This window comes from Pseudomonas sp. IPO3749 (assembly GCF_013386605.1).
In the GTDB taxonomy this organism is placed as follows: domain Bacteria; phylum Pseudomonadota; class Gammaproteobacteria; order Pseudomonadales; family Pseudomonadaceae; genus Aquipseudomonas; species Aquipseudomonas azotoformans_A.
Genome location: NZ_JACARN010000040.1, coordinates 13,368 through 30,983 on the forward strand (window position 1 = coordinate 13,368; position 17,616 = coordinate 30,983).

The 17,616-nt window shown below is 61.6% G+C and carries 13 protein-coding genes; 10 read left to right on the forward strand and 3 right to left on the reverse strand.

Annotated features, from left to right (window positions below):
* Both purE and HX812_RS16405 read right to left on the reverse strand, forming a co-directional pair.
* Positions 1 to 492 (reverse strand): 5-(carboxyamino)imidazole ribonucleotide mutase, encoded by a 492-nt coding sequence (purE, locus tag HX812_RS16400; RefSeq protein WP_003176980.1) that lies wholly within the window; start codon positions 490 to 492, stop codon positions 1 to 3.
* A 203-nt stretch (positions 493 to 695) separates the two neighbouring features.
* On the reverse strand, positions 696 to 1,616 hold the full coding sequence (locus HX812_RS16405; protein ID WP_038845510.1) for a LysR substrate-binding domain-containing protein: 921 nt from the start codon (positions 1,614 to 1,616) through the stop codon (positions 696 to 698).
* A 182-nt stretch (positions 1,617 to 1,798) separates the two neighbouring features.
* Between HX812_RS16405 and aspA the strand changes: the two genes are divergently transcribed.
* The 7 genes from aspA to HX812_RS16440 all read left to right on the forward strand — a co-directional run bounded on the left by aspA (position 1,799) and on the right by HX812_RS16440 (position 14,143).
* Positions 1,799 to 3,223 carry an aspartate ammonia-lyase gene (gene aspA, locus HX812_RS16410; RefSeq protein WP_028618519.1) on the forward strand — a complete coding sequence of 475 codons (1,425 nt, stop codon included), beginning with the start codon at positions 1,799 to 1,801 and terminating at the stop codon, positions 3,221 to 3,223.
* Between the two features lie 379 nt (positions 3,224 to 3,602).
* Complete coding sequence (locus HX812_RS16415) at positions 3,603 to 5,048, forward strand: sodium:alanine symporter family protein (RefSeq protein WP_038845508.1); 1,446 nt, start codon at positions 3,603 to 3,605, stop codon at positions 5,046 to 5,048.
* Positions 5,049 to 5,125: 77 nt separating this feature from the next.
* Positions 5,126 to 6,103 carry an asparaginase gene (locus HX812_RS16420; RefSeq protein ID WP_038845506.1) on the forward strand — a complete coding sequence of 326 codons (978 nt, stop codon included), beginning with the start codon at positions 5,126 to 5,128 and terminating at the stop codon, positions 6,101 to 6,103.
* Between the two features lie 110 nt (positions 6,104 to 6,213).
* The gene (locus HX812_RS16425; protein WP_038845503.1) at positions 6,214 to 10,836 is read left to right on the forward strand and encodes a dermonecrotic toxin domain-containing protein; all 4,623 of its coding nucleotides are present in this window, start codon (positions 6,214 to 6,216) and stop codon (positions 10,834 to 10,836) included.
* Positions 10,837 to 10,899: 63 nt separating this feature from the next.
* Entirely contained in the window at positions 10,900 to 11,892 is a 993-nt protein-coding gene (locus HX812_RS16430; protein WP_038845501.1) for an AraC family transcriptional regulator, read from the forward strand.
* Positions 11,893 to 12,014: 122 nt separating this feature from the next.
* Positions 12,015 to 13,055, forward strand: coding sequence for a histone deacetylase family protein (locus HX812_RS16435; protein WP_038845499.1), 1,041 nt, complete (start codon positions 12,015 to 12,017; stop codon positions 13,053 to 13,055).
* Positions 13,052 to 14,143 (forward strand): polyamine ABC transporter substrate-binding protein, encoded by a 1,092-nt coding sequence (locus HX812_RS16440; RefSeq protein WP_038845496.1) that lies wholly within the window; start codon positions 13,052 to 13,054, stop codon positions 14,141 to 14,143. The genes HX812_RS16435 and HX812_RS16440 overlap by 4 nt, the downstream gene beginning before the upstream one ends.
* On the opposite strand, the gene HX812_RS16445 is transcribed toward HX812_RS16440, so the two are convergent.
* Positions 14,144 to 15,682 (reverse strand): PLP-dependent aminotransferase family protein, encoded by a 1,539-nt coding sequence (locus HX812_RS16445; protein ID WP_038845494.1) that lies wholly within the window; start codon positions 15,680 to 15,682, stop codon positions 14,144 to 14,146.
* 87 nt (positions 15,683 to 15,769) lie between these two features.
* Between HX812_RS16445 and HX812_RS16450 the strand changes: the two genes are divergently transcribed.
* From HX812_RS16450 to HX812_RS16460, 3 genes are read left to right on the forward strand one after another with little or no spacing between them, the layout of a single operon-like run.
* Complete coding sequence (locus HX812_RS16450) at positions 15,770 to 16,408, forward strand: FMN-binding negative transcriptional regulator (protein WP_038845492.1); 639 nt, start codon at positions 15,770 to 15,772, stop codon at positions 16,406 to 16,408.
* Entirely contained in the window at positions 16,405 to 16,851 is a 447-nt protein-coding gene (locus HX812_RS16455; protein ID WP_038845490.1) for a GNAT family N-acetyltransferase, read from the forward strand. Before HX812_RS16450 ends, HX812_RS16455 begins: the two co-directional genes overlap by 4 nt.
* A gap of 10 nt (positions 16,852 to 16,861) precedes the next feature.
* Positions 16,862 to 17,542: a GNAT family N-acetyltransferase gene (locus HX812_RS16460; RefSeq protein ID WP_038845488.1), complete on the forward strand. Its 681-nt coding sequence runs from the start codon at positions 16,862 to 16,864 to the stop codon at positions 17,540 to 17,542.
* Positions 17,543 to 17,616: the final 74 nt, after the last annotated feature.

Here is a 17,616-nt window from a genome sequence, read left to right on the forward strand (position 1 = left end):
TCAGGCGATGCGTGGGTCTGGATTGTCCAGCACGCTGTCTGTCTGCTCAGCACGGAATTTTTTCAGCACCGCGTGGAACTGCGGGTGCTTGGCGCCCAGGATGCTGGCGGACAGCAGGGCGGCGTTGATTGCGCCGGCCTTGCCGATCGCCAGGGTCGCCACCGGAATGCCAGCCGGCATCTGCACGATGGACAACAGCGAATCCACGCCCGAGAGCATTGCCGACTGCACCGGCACGCCGAGCACCGGCAGGTGGGTCTTGGCCGCACACATGCCTGGCAGGTGCGCTGCACCGCCGGCACCGGCGATGATCACCTCGATGCCACGGGATTCTGCTTCATCGGCATACTGGAACAGCAAATCCGGGGTGCGGTGGGCAGAGACCACTTTCACTTCATACGGAATGCCGAGTTTTTCCAGCATATCGGCGGTGTGGCTAAGGGTGGACCAATCGGACTTGGAGCCCATGATCACGCCAACCAATGCACTCATCGTCGTGCCTCTTCTCTCTGGGCGCCCGCAGGCGCGTCAAAAAACAACAAGCCACGCGGGAAATCCGGCGTGGCTTGTTGTACGAATTAAGGCCGGTTGGACCGGCCGAAGGCCGCGCAGTATACCGTAATAATCGAGATAAACAGCCCCTTGGATGACCATCTGTCTAGCGGGGCAAACCGGCGGTTTTATTGACTCTGAGGTCAGCGATCCCCCGCCGGATTCTGCGCTGCTCCACCTTCCAGTTTTCGCCACAGCAACCGCACATTCGCCTTACGGACCAAGGCGCAGCGATACAGGCGGATTTCCAGCGGCACATGCCATTGCGGCCCGCCGCACACCACCAGCTCACCTCGGGCCAACTCCGCCCGCACGCTCAGTTGCGGCACCCAGGCGATACCCAGCCCTTCCAGCGCCATGCTCTTGAGGCTGTCGGCCATGGCGGTTTCGTACACGGTGGTAAAACGCAGCGCGCGTTGGCGCAGCAGCAAATGTACCGAGCGCCCCAGGAATGCACCCGCGCTGTAGGCCAGCAGCGGCACACTGCCCTCGCCTTCCAGGTCGAACAGCGGCTTGCCATCGGCATCGGCGGCGCACACCGGGAGCATTTCGGTGTTGCCCAAGTGCAGGGAGGGGAAGATTTCCGCGTCCATCTGCATCGCCGCGTCCGGGTCGTAGAATGCCAGCATCAAGTCGCAACCGCCCTCGCGCAGGGCATGCACCGCGTCGCCGACGTTGGTGGCGACCAGCCGCGTGGCGATGTTCAGGCCTTCGTTGCGCAACTGTGCGATCCAGCGCGGGAAGAAGCCCAGCGCCAGGGAATGCGCCGCAGCCACTTGCATGACCTCGCCCTGCCCGCCTTCCAGGTGATGCAAATGGCGCAGCACTTCACCGAGCTGTTCGACCACCGTGCGCGCAGTCACCAGGAACAACTGCCCCGCCGCCGTCAACTCCACCGGCGTGCGCGAGCGGTTGACCAGGGTCAGGCCCAACGCCGCTTCCAGGCTGCGGATCCGTCGGCTGAACGCCGGCTGGGTCACAAAACGTCGCTCCGCCGCCTGGGAAAAACTACGGGTGGCCGCCAGCGCGCTGAAGTCTTCCAGCCATTTGCTCTCAAGGTTCATCACTTCCTCCCACGGGTACGCACCATTTTGGCACACACGCCCGTCATCATAGCCGGGTCACACCTTCATTATGCCGTTTGTGCATAGGCCAGTGTTTAACAGCATTGGCCCAAAAACTTCCACAAGCCTAGCATTCGCAGCGTTCCGGCCAGTTCCGGGTCCCTATCGAGATGATTTCCGTCATGTCCTCTGCTGCATCATTCCGTACCGAAAAAGACCTGCTTGGCGTACTCGAAGTACCGGCTCAAGCGTATTACGGCATCCAGACCCTGCGAGCGGTGAACAACTTCCGTCTCTCGGGCGTTCCGATTTCGCATTACCCGAAATTGGTGGTCGGTCTGGCAATGGTCAAGCAAGCGGCGGCTGACGCCAACCGCGAGCTGGGTCAGCTCAGCGAAGCCAAGCACGCTGCCATCAGCGAAGCCTGTGCCCGTCTGATCCGCGGCGATTTCCACGAAGAGTTCGTGGTGGACATGATTCAAGGCGGCGCTGGCACTTCAACCAACATGAATGCCAACGAAGTCATCGCCAACATCGCGTTGGAGGCCATGGGCCACAACAAGGGCGAGTACCAGTACCTGCACCCGAACAACGACGTGAACATGGCGCAGTCGACCAACGACGCCTACCCGACCGCGATCCGCCTGGGTCTGCTGCTGGGCCATGACGCGCTGCTGGCCAGCCTCGACAGCCTGATCCAGGCCTTCGCCGCCAAAGGCGTCGAGTTCGGCCACGTGCTGAAAATGGGCCGCACCCAATTGCAAGACGCCGTGCCGATGACCCTCGGCCAGGAATTCCGCGCCTTCGCCACCACCCTGAGCGAAGACCTGGCCCGCCTGAAAACCCTGGCGCCAGAGCTGTTGACCGAAGTGAACCTGGGCGGCACCGCCATCGGCACCGGCATCAACGCCGATCCGCGCTACCAGGCCCTGGCCGTGCAACGCCTGGCCACTATCAGCGGTCAGCCGCTGGTGCCAGCAGCCGACCTGATCGAAGCCACCTCCGACATGGGCGCTTTCGTGCTGTTCTCCGGCATGCTCAAGCGTACCGCCGTGAAGCTGTCGAAGATCTGCAATGACCTGCGCCTGCTGTCCAGCGGCCCACGTACCGGGATCAACGAGATCAACCTGCCAGCGCGTCAGCCAGGCAGCTCGATCATGCCTGGCAAGGTCAACCCGGTAATCCCGGAAGCCGTGAACCAGGTGGCATTCCAGGTGATCGGCAACGACCTGGCCCTGACCATGGCAGCCGAAGGCGGCCAACTGCAGCTGAACGTGATGGAGCCGCTGATCGCCTTCAAGATCTTCGACTCGATCCGCTTGTTGCAACGCGCCATGGACATGCTGCGCGAGCACTGCATCGTAGGCATCACCGCCAACGAAGCGCGCTGCCGCGAACTGGTCGAGCACTCCATCGGCCTGGTCACCGCGTTGAACCCGTACATCGGCTATGAAAACGCCACCCGCATCGCGCGTATCGCCCTTGAAAGCGGCCGTGGCGTGCTGGAACTGGTGCGCGAAGAAGGCTTGCTCGACGACGCCATGCTCGACGACATCCTGCGCCCCGAAAACATGATCGCTCCACGCTTGGTCCCGCTGAAGGCCTAAGCGTTTGCTGCACCGCTCACCAGGTTGAGGGACTAGACACCTCTCACCTTTTGAGGGCCTGAAGGCTCGTTCTTCAGGCCCTTTTTTTTGCCTCAAGGTTGTGAAATGACGCCCATAAAAAATCCAATATCGCCCTGCATGCCCGCCTCCGTGCTGAAACCTTTAATCGCCTCGGGCAGACGGATCATGTTCGCCTAGGTATAGTGCCGCCCCTCTTCGCGTCAGAGATCGTCGGTAACGAGGTCCTGGACAGCGCGAAACCGCATGAATAACAACCCGCAAAAGGATTGGGGTCGAACTGCCGCGCACTGCCTGGTGCCATGCGGCGTGGTCGGACCGTCCTGCGTTTGCCATTAGAAAAATCAGCGAGGAACACTCCATGCTCGAAGTCATCAACGACTTCCTCTCAGGGAAAGTACTGATCGTGCTCATTGTCGGGCTCGGCGGTTATTTCACGATTCGCTCGCGTTTCGTTCAACTGCGTCACTTTTTCCACATGTTCTCGGTGTTCAAAGACAGCCTGAAGAGCAGCTCCGACCAACTCAGCTCGTTCCAGGCGCTGATGCTCAGCCTGGCCGGCCGCGTGGGTGCCGGTAACATCGCCGGCGTCGGTATTGCCGTGACCCTGGGTGGCCCCGGTGCCGTGTTCTGGATGTGGGTCACCGCGTTGGTGGGCATGTCGTCGAGCTTCATCGAATGTTCCCTCGGCCAGCTGTACAAACGCACTGACGCCGAAGGCACCTACCGCGGTGGCCCGGCCTACTACATCCAGCACGGCCTGCAGAAGCGCTGGCTGGGTATGGTCATGGCGTTCCTGCTGCTGGTGACCTTCGGCTTCGCCTTCAACGGCCTGCAAGCCCACGCCGTGACCCACTCGCTGAACAACGCGTTTGGCCTGGACACCACTTACACCGGCCTTGCACTGGCTGTATTGCTGGGCCTGGTGTTCATCGGCGGGATCAAGCGTATTGCCTCGATTGCCGACCTGCTGGTGCCGGTCAAGACCCTGGTCTACATCGCCGTGACCCTGTACGTGATCGTGCTGCAATTCGACCACGTGCCCGCCATGCTCGCGACCATCGTCAAGAGCGCGTTCGGCCTCGACCAAGCCTTCGGTGGCCTGGTGGGCAGTGCGATCATCATGGGCGTGAAGCGCGGCGTGTTCGCCAACGAAGCAGGTTTAGGCAGTGCGCCTAACGTGGCGGCGGTGGCTTCTGTAGAGCACCCGATTGCCCAGGGCGTGGTCCAGGCGTTCAGCGTGTTCCTCGACACCTTCGTGATCTGCACCTGCACCGCGCTGCTGATCCTGCTCTCCGGCTTCTACACCCCAGGCTTTGAAGGCGACGGCATTGCCCTGACCCAGAACTCCCTGGCGGCCGTGGTCGGCGACTGGGGCCGCATGTTCATCTCCGTGGCCCTGGCGTTGTTCGTGTTCACCTCGATCATGTACAACTACTACCTCGGCGAGAGCAACCTGCGCTTCCTGGTGGGCAACAACCGCAAGGTGCTGATGGGCTACCGCGCGCTGGTACTGGTGTTGATTTTCTGGGGTTCCATCGAGAACCTGAGCACCGTGTTCGCCTTCGCCGACATCACCATGACCATGCTCGCGTTCGTCAACCTGTTCGCCCTGGCGTTCCTGTTCAAGATCGCCATGCGCATCCTGAATGACTACGACAACCAGCGCGCGGCGGGCATTAAGACGCCGGTGTTCGACTCCAGCCAGTTCCCTGACCTGGACCTGGATCGCAACGCCTGGCCAGCCAATCCGGTAAAACCGGAAACGGCGCCATCGGCAGAGCTGAACGCTCAAACGCAACGCTGAAACGCTAAGCAGTGACACGCCGCCCGGCCTTGGGCATGCTCTGGGCCCGGCGGCGTTTTTCGTTCAGGAGAATCTCAATGTCAGCATCCAACAACGTCATGGTGCTCTACACCGGCGGCACCATCGGCATGCAGGCCAGCGCCAATGGCCTGGCCCCTGCGTCCGGCTTTGAAGCCCGCATGCGTGACCAGCTTGCCGGTCAGCCCTTGCCCACCTGGCGCTTCCAGGAAATGGCTCCGCTGATCGACAGCGCCAACATGACCCCTGCGTACTGGCAACGCCTGCACGCGGCGGTGATCGACGCCGTGGACCACGGCTGCGATGGCGTGCTGATCCTGCACGGCACCGACACCCTGGCCTACAGCGCGGCGGCCATGAGCTTCCAACTGTTGGGCCTGCCGGCGCCGGTGGTGTTCACCGGCTCCATGTTGCCGGCCGGCGTGCCGGACAGCGATGCGTGGGAAAACGTCAGTGGCGCGTTGCAGGCGTTGGGTGCAGGTCTGGCACCGGGCGTGCACCTGCACTTCCACGGCGCAATGATGGCACCCACCCGCTGCGCGAAGATCCGCAGCTTCGGCCGCAACCCGTTCGCCGCGCTTAACCGCCAGGGCGGCGCTGACCCTGTCGATGCCATTCCACTCGCCCTGGATTACCGCCAGCCCAAAGCCCTGGCCAACGTCGGCGTACTGCCATTGGTGCCGGGCATCGGCGCGGCCCAACTGGACGCGGTGATCGGCAGCGGCATCCAGGCCCTGATCCTCGAATGCTTCGGCAGCGGCACCGGGCCAAGCGACAACCCGCAATTCCTCGCCAGCCTGCAACAGGCGCACGAAAAAGGGATTGTGGTCGTAGCCATCACCCAATGCCATGAAGGCGGCGTGGAACTGGATGTCTACGAAGCTGGCAGCCGCCTGCGCGGCGTCGGCGTGTTGTCCGGTGGCGGCATGACCCGCGAAGCGGCGTTCGGCAAGCTCAACGCACTGCTCGGTGCCGGGCTCGACAACAAGGAAGTGCGCCGCCTGGTGGAGCTCGACCTGTGCGGCGAACTGCACTGAACACCCACCTTACATAAGCACCACCGCGCCTGAACTAAGGGTTCCTAGCATGGCAACACCCCAGGTTTCCCCTGAGGTCGTTGCCATTCTTTTGCCTGCCAGGACGCGCCATGACCCTTCCTCCGTCAACCTATTCCCATCAAAACCTCACCGATACGCTCATCACGCAAATGTCCACCGGGCCTGCGTTCCGCGAAGTCGCCGCCACGCTGCTGCGTGAACGGTTACAAGAGCTATACCCGGCCCTGGACATCGACCCGAACGTGACCATGGTGGGCACTCCGATCTGGGACATTGACGATGGCCACGTCGTGCCCGTCGGCCGCCATTACCAGGCACTCACCGACATCCTCGCCGTCCAGGCCGTGCTGGCGGTGCCGGTGCTGTATATCGAAGGTGAACACTTTCTGACCCAACTGCCGATCGTTGAGCCCGCCGTACACTTGCCGGTGCGCATCCTCGACATCGCCCGCCTGCTCAATGCGCTGGCACCGGTGATGTTGCGCGGTTATCAACAGGCTCAAATGGAGTACTGGAACGCTTCGGAGGCTGACAGCGGCCCGCGCTGGCACGCGCTGGCCAGGACGCTGCGCGATTTCTGGAACCTCGACCAGGCGCCCGGCTTGACCGACGACGATTGCCAGCTGGCACGCCAGCTATATCGCACGCCGGACTTCGCCCTGCGCAGCGTCAATGACCCCCAGGCCGTCAGGGCCTACGTGATTGATATCGACCAGGTCGACGACAAGGGCAAGACCACCCACCTGGATGAGCACCTGATCAGTGTCTTGACCGGTCAACAAAAGGGTCACGAGGTGGTTCTCACCCACACCCTGCTCGGCGGATTCAAGAAATACACCAGCCTGGAACAACTGGGTGAGGATCTGCCGCAGTTGCTGGGCACCGAACTGGGGCCCATAAAAGTGCAGTGGCGCCTGGTGGAGCCCAATGGCGATTTTTTCGACTACCTGGCCTGCGCCTTTATCAGCCTCCAGATCATGGCCATCGGCAGCATCAAATTTTCCAGTTTGCGCGAGCCGGGCGCCTCCCAGCGAAGCCTTATACAACCGCCGGCGCCGCAAGCAACACCCAGTGGCCCGGACTTGCAGCAGTACGTGCAAGCCCTGCCCGACTGGCTGACCGCCGCCTCGGCCTCAGACCAGGACGCCTTCTCGCGCCACCTCAAAGACCTCGCGACCCTGCACAGCTTGAATCGTGGCCGGACTTATCTAGAGGGCATAAGCCCGATCCAGCAATACGCTCTCGACCAGCTAAACGCCGAGATGCTCAGGGACCACCCCACGGCCTCCACAGGGTGGTTGGGCAACCTCGAGATTGTGGTGCGCAGCCCCGTGATCTGGGGCTTATTCCCGGTACCCGGGCAGTTCGACACGTCTATATTCAGTCTGACCGAGCTGGCCCTGCAGAACCTGATCGCCCTGCCTCTGGGCGTCAAGACGCTGCGCCAGCGCAAGCAGGAACAGTTGCCTGACTGGCTGACCCTTGACTACCTGGAAGACTTGATCAGCCGTGTGGACATCGGCAACACCTACCCGACCCTGGTCAAGGAAACACTGCTGGACGATCCCCTGGAGGCCGCGCGCCGCCAGTTGCTCTACACCCAGCACTTGCGCATCCAACTGCCGATGCTGGCACTGCAATGCAAAATCCGCGACGAGGGTGGAATCAATGAACAGGGCTATCGGTATATCACCGCGTTGATGCAGGCTGCCCCCGCCGACCGCCAGGTGGAGGGCCAGATGATTGTCATCCGCCCGCTGGCCTTTGTGCCGAGCCTGCGGCTGGATACGACCCCGGACGTGGTCGCCAATATGTTCGTGATCGGCCCTCAGGACATGGACGCCGGCCCGTGCTTGCTCTACCGGCCGTTGCTCGATAAACCGCTGTCGCAATTTCCGTCGCCGAACAATCTGTTCTACGCCCTGCAACAGTCTGCAAACCTGCGCGACTCGGTACTGGCCTGGCTGCCCGATGCCAACCGCGATGACTACGCCCAGTTCGTGTTCCCCGGTGATCTGCCTTCGCCCTGGGCGGTACTCAAATTCATGGTGGACAGACCCAATGCCCTGGCAATGAGCGGGCCGGTGAAGTTGAGCCAGAACACAGTAGACGGCGATCTGTTCGCCACGTTGTATAACGCCAATGCCAACGCCCTGGTGACACTGGCTGACCGGCAATCGGTGTCCAATGCCGAGGCACGCTGGGCCACCTTCAAACGCGTCGGCTGGGCAGCCTTCAACGCCGTCCTGCCGTTTCTCGGGCGCACCGTGGGCACGGCGGCCTGGATCTGGCAGATCATGGATCAACTGCAAAACGTGGTCGACGCCCAGTCCCACCCCGAACAGGAGTCGCCCTGGGCCGCCCTCGCGGACCTGCTGCTGAATATCGGCATGGCCATCACCTTGCATTGTGTCACCCACCGTTCGCCAGGCCAGGCACAAAGAGGCAAGGCTTTACCGCCACCGCGCCCCCAACCGCCCACCCAACTGAAACCGGAGATCGTCAGTAAACTCGCGACGATCAGCTCCGACACGCTGGGCTCTCACGAGCGCCCCTTGCATATCAGCGGCGCGGTCAACCGCACGCCAGTGCGCCTGGCCACCGTGCTGGACAGTTTCAAAGTGACCAAACCCAGCGAGCTCGGTGAGATCAACGGCAGGGCAGGACCCCATCAGCATCTGTATCGCGGCGGCGAGCACTGGTACGCCCCCATGGGCGAGCGCTGGTTTCAGGTGCTGGTGGATGAAAACGACACCGTGTTGATCGTCGACCCCACTCGCCCCGAGCGCACCGGCCCACCCTTGATCCACAGCCGCAAGGGCGAATGGTTTGTGGATACGCGCCTGCGTCTACGAGGGGGCGGTCCCAAGATCATGAACGGTAAAACACGCGCGCTTGCGAAAAAGAGGGCTGATGAGCTGCGCAAGGAACTTGATCAATTTGAGAGCGGCAAAGCCACCGCGCAAAAGGCGCTGCAACTCGCTCGCCGTGAATACGACGACGCCCCTCCTGAATCGATCGAAACCTTGCGACGAACCTACATCCAGACCCTGGAGGACCAGCGCAAAGACTACGAGTCGGCACTGCAAAAGCTCAAAGAATTGAACGTTCACAACCCCAGCACGGACTACGCGCCAAAAGCCCTCAGCTACATCAAGGCCCAGACCAAACTGACTCAAGAGGCAATGCGCGACATCCTCACCCGCTTCCCCCCCAACAGGCAAACCGTACTGGAACAACTGGAACGCCAGACCGAGTCGCCGCAAGAGCGTGATATCAAGGCGTTTCGTGAGACACACGAGTTGACCAACAACTTGCTCACTCAAACTCAATACATGAATGGCCGCTTCGAGGAACTCAAACGCCTGGGTAAAACCGGTTCACTGCACCTGGCTGACCAGCAGGCAAAGATGCCCGTCTACTCCATCGACACCCTCAAGGCGTTTCGCGTGACACTCAGCCGCAACCTGTGCCTGCTTGAAGATACCCTCAGCACGGCGCCGGGTGCCTGGACGCAGATTGACGAGATCGTCAACACTGCCGACATCGCGATCCGGTGCCTGTACGACACGCTGGAAGAGATCAGCCAACGGCGCCTGGATGAACGCATTGATAGCCTGAGCAGCCTGATCGAGCAGTTTCAGATACTGGATGAACGCTTGCAGGATTTTCCCGTGGAATTCCCCGAACAAGCCATCACCGAGCCGTTGCTTGAGTTACGCAAGGAACTCACCGAATTCCAGCGGCACGCCGCCAGCAACCTCGGTCATCTGAGCCAAGAAAGAACGAATCTCAGAAGCCGCCCCACCCCACCGTCATCCCCGCTGCGTCCCCAAAAGCAATTTATCTACACGCGTTTCAGCGGCCTGTTGATCGGCAAGCCGCGCCTATCCGATGTCGGCCTGGAGACCGGCCTGGTGGATATTCTCTCGCCGCTGACCAATCAAGTCCTCGCGACCTACCATGAGAAAACTGACGGCGTCTGGGTCCGGCGCGAAAAAACCCCGCCCCCCTCGACCGAGTCCATTGCGTTGGACGTACAAACCAGTATCAATCAGGGCCAGGCCTTGCTCGATGAGTTGCCGTTGTTTCTCGCAAAGGCCCGTTCCCATGCCCTGTTCTCCGAACGCGCGCCGTTCGGCATCGAGTACTTGTATCACCAGCATGCTCAGCAACTGGAACACGCCAGCAGCACGATCGAACACGCCCTGACACAACACAACATCACCGAAAGCGATGGGCTGTCCGTCTCCGCCAGTACTGTGACCAAAGACCTCGATACGGCCCTCAAAGACCTCTACCAACAGAGCAATCAGTTGGTACAGCGCAGGCTCAAGCTGCATCCGCCGACCGTGTCCGGCGTCCAATGGCTTGAGCGGCATAAGGTCATCAGCATTAAAAAAGAAACCGTGAAACGTCGCAGGATCTCAAGGGACCCGAACGACTTCCTGGATGAGTACAGCATCACTGACCGCACCAACGGGACCGTATTGTGGTACGCACACTTCCATTACAGCGCCGACTGGACATCGGACAATGCTTATCAATCTGCTCGCCTGATAACCCCGGCAGAACGGTCGGCGGGAAACACAGCCAATCTACCCGCAGAGTTGACCCGCGCGGAAACCGTCGCGTTCTACCGCAGTGAGATCAGCGTGATGCAGGCCGAAAAACTGTTTTTCAATACATCGAAAACCAAGTCCGGCGATTGATCGACGCCACGGGGCGGCATGCAATTTGCTGCCCCTCTGCCACACCCTGGCGCCGGTTCCCCCATGCTGCATTCACACCTGACCACCCTTAACGCCGTATCCCTGGTCCTGGCCACCTTCAAGGACCAGGGCCTGGCGAGCGATGTATTGCTGGACGGAAGCGGCATTGGCGTAGCCGATCTGCGCCATGCTGACACGCGTATCACCACCTGCCAGGAAATGCGCGTGTGCGCCAATGCCGTGGCCCTGCGTCAAGACATCGGCCTGGAACTGGGCCAGCGCATGCATGTGTCCAGCTACGGTCTGCTCGGTTATGCGCTGCTCACCAGTGCCACCTTAGGTGACGCTTTGCGCCTGGCGCTGCGCTATCCGGCGCTGTTGGGAACACTTTTCGAGCTGAGCCTGGTGGAAGCTGGCGATCAGGTCTGGCTGACCGCCGGCGACTATCGGGAAGACCCGGCGCTGGCGGCGTTCAATGTGGAGTTTTGCCTGGTGTCGCTGAAGGTGATCTGCGATGACTTGCTCGGCTGCGCATTACCCCTGCGTGAGGCACGCTTCGACTACTCGGCGCCGGTTTATCACGCCCGTTACGCCGAGCGCTTCGACTGTCCGTTGCGTTTCGACGCCCCGGCCAATGGCTTTGCCTTCGATCAGGAGTGGCTTGCACGCCCCCTGCCCCTGGCCGACGCCATCACCCATCGGGCCATGGCCGAACGCTGCCGCAAACAAAATTCCGAGTTCACCGGACGTCAGGCCTGGCTCAATCGCGTACGCCAATTGCTGGCCGACCAACTGCACGCCGCACCGGGCCTTGATGGCTTGGCGGCGCAGATGAACTGTTCGGCGCGTACATTGCGTCGACACTTACAGGCTTTGGGTTGCAGCTATCAGCAACTGCTCGACGAGTTGCGCTTTGAGCAAGCCAAGCTGTGGCTGGCGCAAAACCAGATGCCGATCCATCAGATCGCCGAACAACTGGGCTTCAGCGAAACCGCCAGTTTTCGCCACGCGTTCGTGCGCTGGAGTGGGGTGGCGCCCAGCCTTATGCGCCATTAACGGGCGATTTCCGGTCAAAGCCATTGGCCACATTTATCCCCTTCTGGCCGCTCCTGCCGTTCTCATGACTGCTGCGTGAAGCAACACTGCAAGGCACAACAACGAGCCTGCGGGGAGTACCCATGCTGACGATCTACTCCGACGATCACCACCTGCACCACGGACGCTGCGAACTGATGGACGGGCAGTTGATGCCCTGCTTCGAAATGCCGTCCCGCGCCGACCATGTGCTGCAACGGGTCAAGGACCGCGACCTCGGCCCGGTGCAGGCGCCGCAGGACTTCGGCCTGGCGCCGCTGCAACGCATCCATAGCCGCGACTACCTCGACTTCTTCAAAGGTGCATGGGATCGCTGGACGGAATACGGCCAGGACGGCGACCTGTTGCCCTACACCTGGCCCGCCCGCACCCTGCGCCGCGTCTTGCCCACCAGCCTTCACGGCCAACTCGGTTACTACAGCTTCGACGGCGGCGCGCCGATCACCGCCGGCACCTGGCAAGCGGCATACAGCGCGGCGCAAGTGGCACTGACCGCACAGCAGGCGATCCAACAAGGCGCCCGCAGTGCCTTCGCGTTATGCCGCCCGCCGGGACATCACGCCGCCAGCGACTTGATGGGCGGCTATTGCTACCTCAACAACGCAGCCATCGCAGCTCAGGCGTTTCTCGACCAGGGCCACAAAAAGGTCGCAATCATCGACGTGGACTACCACCACGGCAACGGTACCCAATCGATCTTCTATGAACGCAGCGACGTGCTGTTCACGTCGATCCACGGTCACCCGGAGGCGGAGTTCCCGTTCTTCCTCGGCTATGCCGACGAGTTGGGCGAAGGCGCCGGGGCAGGGTTCAACTTCAACTATCCTTTGCCCGCAGGATCCGGTTGGGAGCAGTGGAGTGCAGCCCTCGAAGAAGCCTGCCAAGAGACCGAACGCTACGGCGCCGACATCATTGTGGTGTCCCTGGGCGTGGACACCTTCAAGGACGATCCCATTTCACAGTTCAAGCTCGACAGCCCGGATTACCTGGCCATGGGCCAACGCCTCGCCCGCCTGGGCAAACCGACGCTGTTCGTGATGGAAGGCGGCTACGCCGTCGAAGAAATCGGCATCAACGCCGTCAATGTGCTCGAAGGTTTCGAACAACAAGGAGCGACCCGATGAAGCTGCTCACTACCCTCGCCCTCTGCGCCACCGTCTTGAGCGGTGCCGTCCAGGCTGAAGAAAAAACCCTCAAGGTCTACAACTGGTTCGACTACATCACGCCCAAGGCGCTGGAAGATTTCAAGGCGCAGAACCCGAAGATCAAGCTGGTGTACGACATCTTCGACACCAACGAAGCGCTGGAAGCCAAGCTGCTCACCGGCAACTCCGGCTACGACGTGGTGGTGCCGTCCAACGTGTTCCTCGCCAAGCAGATCGAAGCCGGCGTGTTCCAGCCCCTGGACCGCAGCCAGTTGCCCAACTGGAACCACCTCGATCCCAAGCTGATGAAGCTGATCGAGGCCAACGACCCCGGCAACAAATTCGCCGTGCCCTACATGTACGGCACTATCCTGATCGGCTTCAACCCGGACAAGGTCAAGGCGGTGCTGGGACCAAACGCGCCGGTGGACAGCTGGGACCTGATCTTCAAGGAAGAAAACATCAGCAAGCTCAAGCAATGCGGCGTGGCCTTGCTCGATTCGCCATCGGAAATCCTGCCGCTGGCCTTGCAGCACCTGGGCCTGGATCCCAACAGCAGCAACCCCAAGGACTACGTCAAGGCTGAAGCGCTGTTGATGAAGATCCGGCCCTATATCACCTACTTCCATTCATCCAAATACATGGCCGATATCGCCAACGGCGACATCTGCGTGGCCGTGGGGTATTCCGGCAGCTTTTCCCAGGCAGCCAACCGCGCCAAGGAAGCCAAGAACGGCGTGACCGTCGACATGCGCCTGCCCAAGGAAGGCGCGCCGATCTGGTTCGACATGCTCGCCATCCCCAAGGGCGCGCAAAACCCGCAAGACGCCTACACCTTTATCAACTACCTGCTGCAACCCCAGGTGATTGCGCCGATCAGCGATTTTGTCGGCTACCCGAACCCTAACAAGGATGCGACCGAGCAAGTCGACCCGTCGATTCGCAACAACCCGAACCTGTACCCGACCGAGGCGGCGATGGCCACGCTGTACACCTTGAAGCCGCTGGGGCGTGATGCAGAGCGGGCCAGGACGCGCGCTTGGACCAAGATCAAATCGGGCACCTGATCAGCATTGCCAGGCCTGGCGCAGCCGCGCCAGCGCCGCAGCAATACCGGCTTCGGGCACGGCGGCAAAGCCCAGTACCAGGCCGGCGCGCTGATCCATCGGCGTGGTGGATTGCGTCAACCAGTAGCCGCTCAAGCCGTTGATCTCGACGTCGGCCGCATGGGCCTGGGCCAGTAGTTGTTGCTCGCGGGCCAGGCTGTCCACACGAACAGTCACATGCAGCCCGGCTGCGACATTGGGCAGCTCGCCAACCCCCTCCAGCCCGCTTGGCCAGCCGGCCAACAACGTATTGCGCCGACTCAGGGCAGCACGGCGCATGCGTCGGATGTGGCGTTGGAAGTGCCCGGCAGCCATGAACTCAGCCATCACCGCCTGGGTGCTGACCTCGGAGTGGCGCATGTCCACCGCGCGACGCCGGGCGAAGGCGTCTACCAGGCCCGGTGGCAATACCAGGTAACCCAGGCGCAATGCCGGAAACGCCACCTTGCCGAAAGTGCCCACATACAGCACTCGACCACTGCGATCCAAGGCTGCCAGCGGCGACAGCGGCGCACCGGTGTAGCGGTACTCGCCGTCGTAATCGTCCTCGATGATCCAGCCCTCCGTGCGTTCGGCCCAGGCCAGCAATTCCAGGCGCCGCGCCAGGCTCATCACCACGCCCATCGGGTACTGGTGCGAAGGCGTGACGTACGCCACGCGACAATCCTGCAAGCGGTTGAGTACCTGGCAATCAATGCCTTCGCCGTCCACCGGCACACCGTGCAATTGCCCGCCAGCCAGGGCGAACGCATGCCCTGCGGCGCGATAGCCGGGGTTTTCCACCGCCACCCCATCGCCGGGCTCCACCAGCAGCTGTGCACAAAGGCTGATCGCTTGCTGTGCGCCACTGGTGATCACTATTTGTTCAGCGGTGCATTGCATGCCCCGTGAGCTACGCAGGTAAGCGGCAATTAATCCGCGTAGGCGGCTGTCACCCGCCGGGTCGCCGTAGCACAGTTGCTCCAGGTCCGGCTTACGCCAGAAAGCCCCGTTCAGCTTGGCCCAGACTTCAAAGGGAAACAGATCGAACGCGGGTACGCCAACCCGGAAGGCCCTCGGAGGCCCCGAGGGCGGCATTGACAAGTGGTTGGTTTTTATCCGTGCCAAACCTGCACTGTGGATAACTTCGTCGTCCAAATCTTCAGGTAAATTTGCTAGCTTTGTGGATAAGGCTGGGGATAAGCCTGTTGAAAACCCTGTGGATACTTTTGTGGATAGTTTTTTGGTACTGGGTAATTGAGCGACATAAGTGCCGTCCCCTACCCGGCTCTCGATAAACCCTTCCGCGTACAGCTGATCGTAGGCACGCACCACACTGTTACGCGAGATCGACAGGGCCGACGCCAGATCGCGGCTGGCGGGCAGGCGCGTCCCACTGACCAATCGCCCATCCAGCACACGCTGGCGTAACGCTTCATACAGCTGGCGCGTCAGCCCCTGACGGCGATCCAGCTCGATACCGGCGGGATTGAACGACAACGGCGGCGTGATGGGCGACATATTGGACCTATGAAATTGGCGCTAGATGGCTCTTACAACAGACCATTAGCCTGCCTAGGATGCAGGCATTCGCCAAGGAATATTTCCATGTACACACCCCGCGCCTTTGCCCTTGAAGATTTGCCCGAATTACAGCAACTGATCCAGCACACCCGCCTGGCGCAGCTGGTGACGGTGGGTGAGCAAGGCCTGCTGGCCAGCCACTTGCCGCTGCTGCTCAATCCCGATGAAGGCGCCCACGGCACGCTCTACGGGCACCTGGCCAAGGCCAATCCACAGTGGAAGGACCTGCAAAACGGCGGCGAAGCCCTGGTGATCTTTGCCGGTGCCGAGGCTTACATCAGCCCGGCGTTTTACCCGGCCAAGGCCGAACACGGCAAAGTCGTGCCCACCTGGAACTACATCGCCGTGCATGCCTACGGCAAGGCAGAGGTGTTCAGCGATGCCGAGCGCCTGCTGGGCGTGGTCACCGCACTGACCGACCGCCATGAAGGCGGGCGTGACCAGCCTTGGAAAGTCAGCGACGCGCCGGCCGACTACATTGACGGCATGCTCAAGGCGATTGTCGGGTTTGCCCTGCCGATCGAGCGCCTGATCGGCAAACGCAAACTCAGCCAGAACCGCAGCCCGGCCGACATCGCCGGTGTCCGCGAAGGATTGGCTGCCAGCCAGGACGTACGCGACCAGACCCTCGCCCGCTTTATTCCCCAAGGAGTCCCAGAATGAGCCCGATCGATATCCGCCAGGTCACCGCCGCCGACCACGCCGCCTGGTTGCCGCTGTGGCAGGCGTACCTGAAGTTCTACAACACCGAGCTGCCGGACGCGGTCAGCCAAAGCACCTGGCAGCGCCTGATCAACGCCCATGAGCCGACCCATTCGGCGCTGGCGTGGCAGGATGGCAAGGCGGTGGGCATGGTCAACTTCATCTACCACCGCTCCAACTGGAGCATCGAAAATTCCTGCTACCTGCAGGATCTGCTGGTAGACCCGAGCCAACGCGGCACTGGCGTGGGCCGCAAGCTGATCGAGTTCGTCTACGCCACTGCCAAGGCCGACGGTTGCTGCAAGGTCCACTGGCTGACCCACGAGACCAACGCCACTGCGATCCAGCTGTACGAACGCATCGCCGAACGCCCGGGCTTCATCCAATTTCGCAAAGGTCTTTAAGGAGCACAGCATGTCCACTTCCCTCGCCGACTGGAAAGGCGTCCCGGCGCCGACCGTGCAACTGCTTGAAGGGCGCTTTATCCGCCTGGAAAAACTCGACCCGACGCGCCATGCTGATGACCTGTTCCAGGCTCTCCAGGGCCCCGGCGCCGACCCCAAGCTGTGGGACTACTTGCCTTACGGCCCCTTCCCCGAGCGCCGCGCATTCAATGACTGGCTGAACAACCACGCAACCCACAGTGACCCGTACTTTTTCAGCGTGATCGACCGCGCGACCGGCCAGGCCCAAGGCATCCTCAGCCTGATGTCTATCGTTCCCGCCCAGGGCCGTATCGAAATCGGCCACGTCACCTTCGGCGCACCGATGCAACGCTCACCGAAAAGCACCGAGGCAGTGTACTTGCTGGCCAAACATGCGTTCGACCAGGGTTATCGTCGCCTGGAGTGGAAGTGCAACAACGGCAACGCTCGCTCCAAGTACGCGGCCGAGCGCCTGGGGTTCAGTTTCGAGGGTGTGTTCCGCCAGCACATGGTGGTGAAGGGCAAGAACCGGGACACGGCGTGGTATTCGATCATCGACTCGGAATGGCCACCAATTGGGGCGGGATTTGAAGCCTGGTTGTTGCCAGACAACCTGAACGGTGATCGCCAGTTGAAGACGCTGCTGGAGTGTCGCACCGCGCCTATCTAACTACCACCGGCCCTACACAGGCTTTGCCTTAGGTTCTCCATGCAACGGCGCCTCGCACCGTCCTGACCATGGAG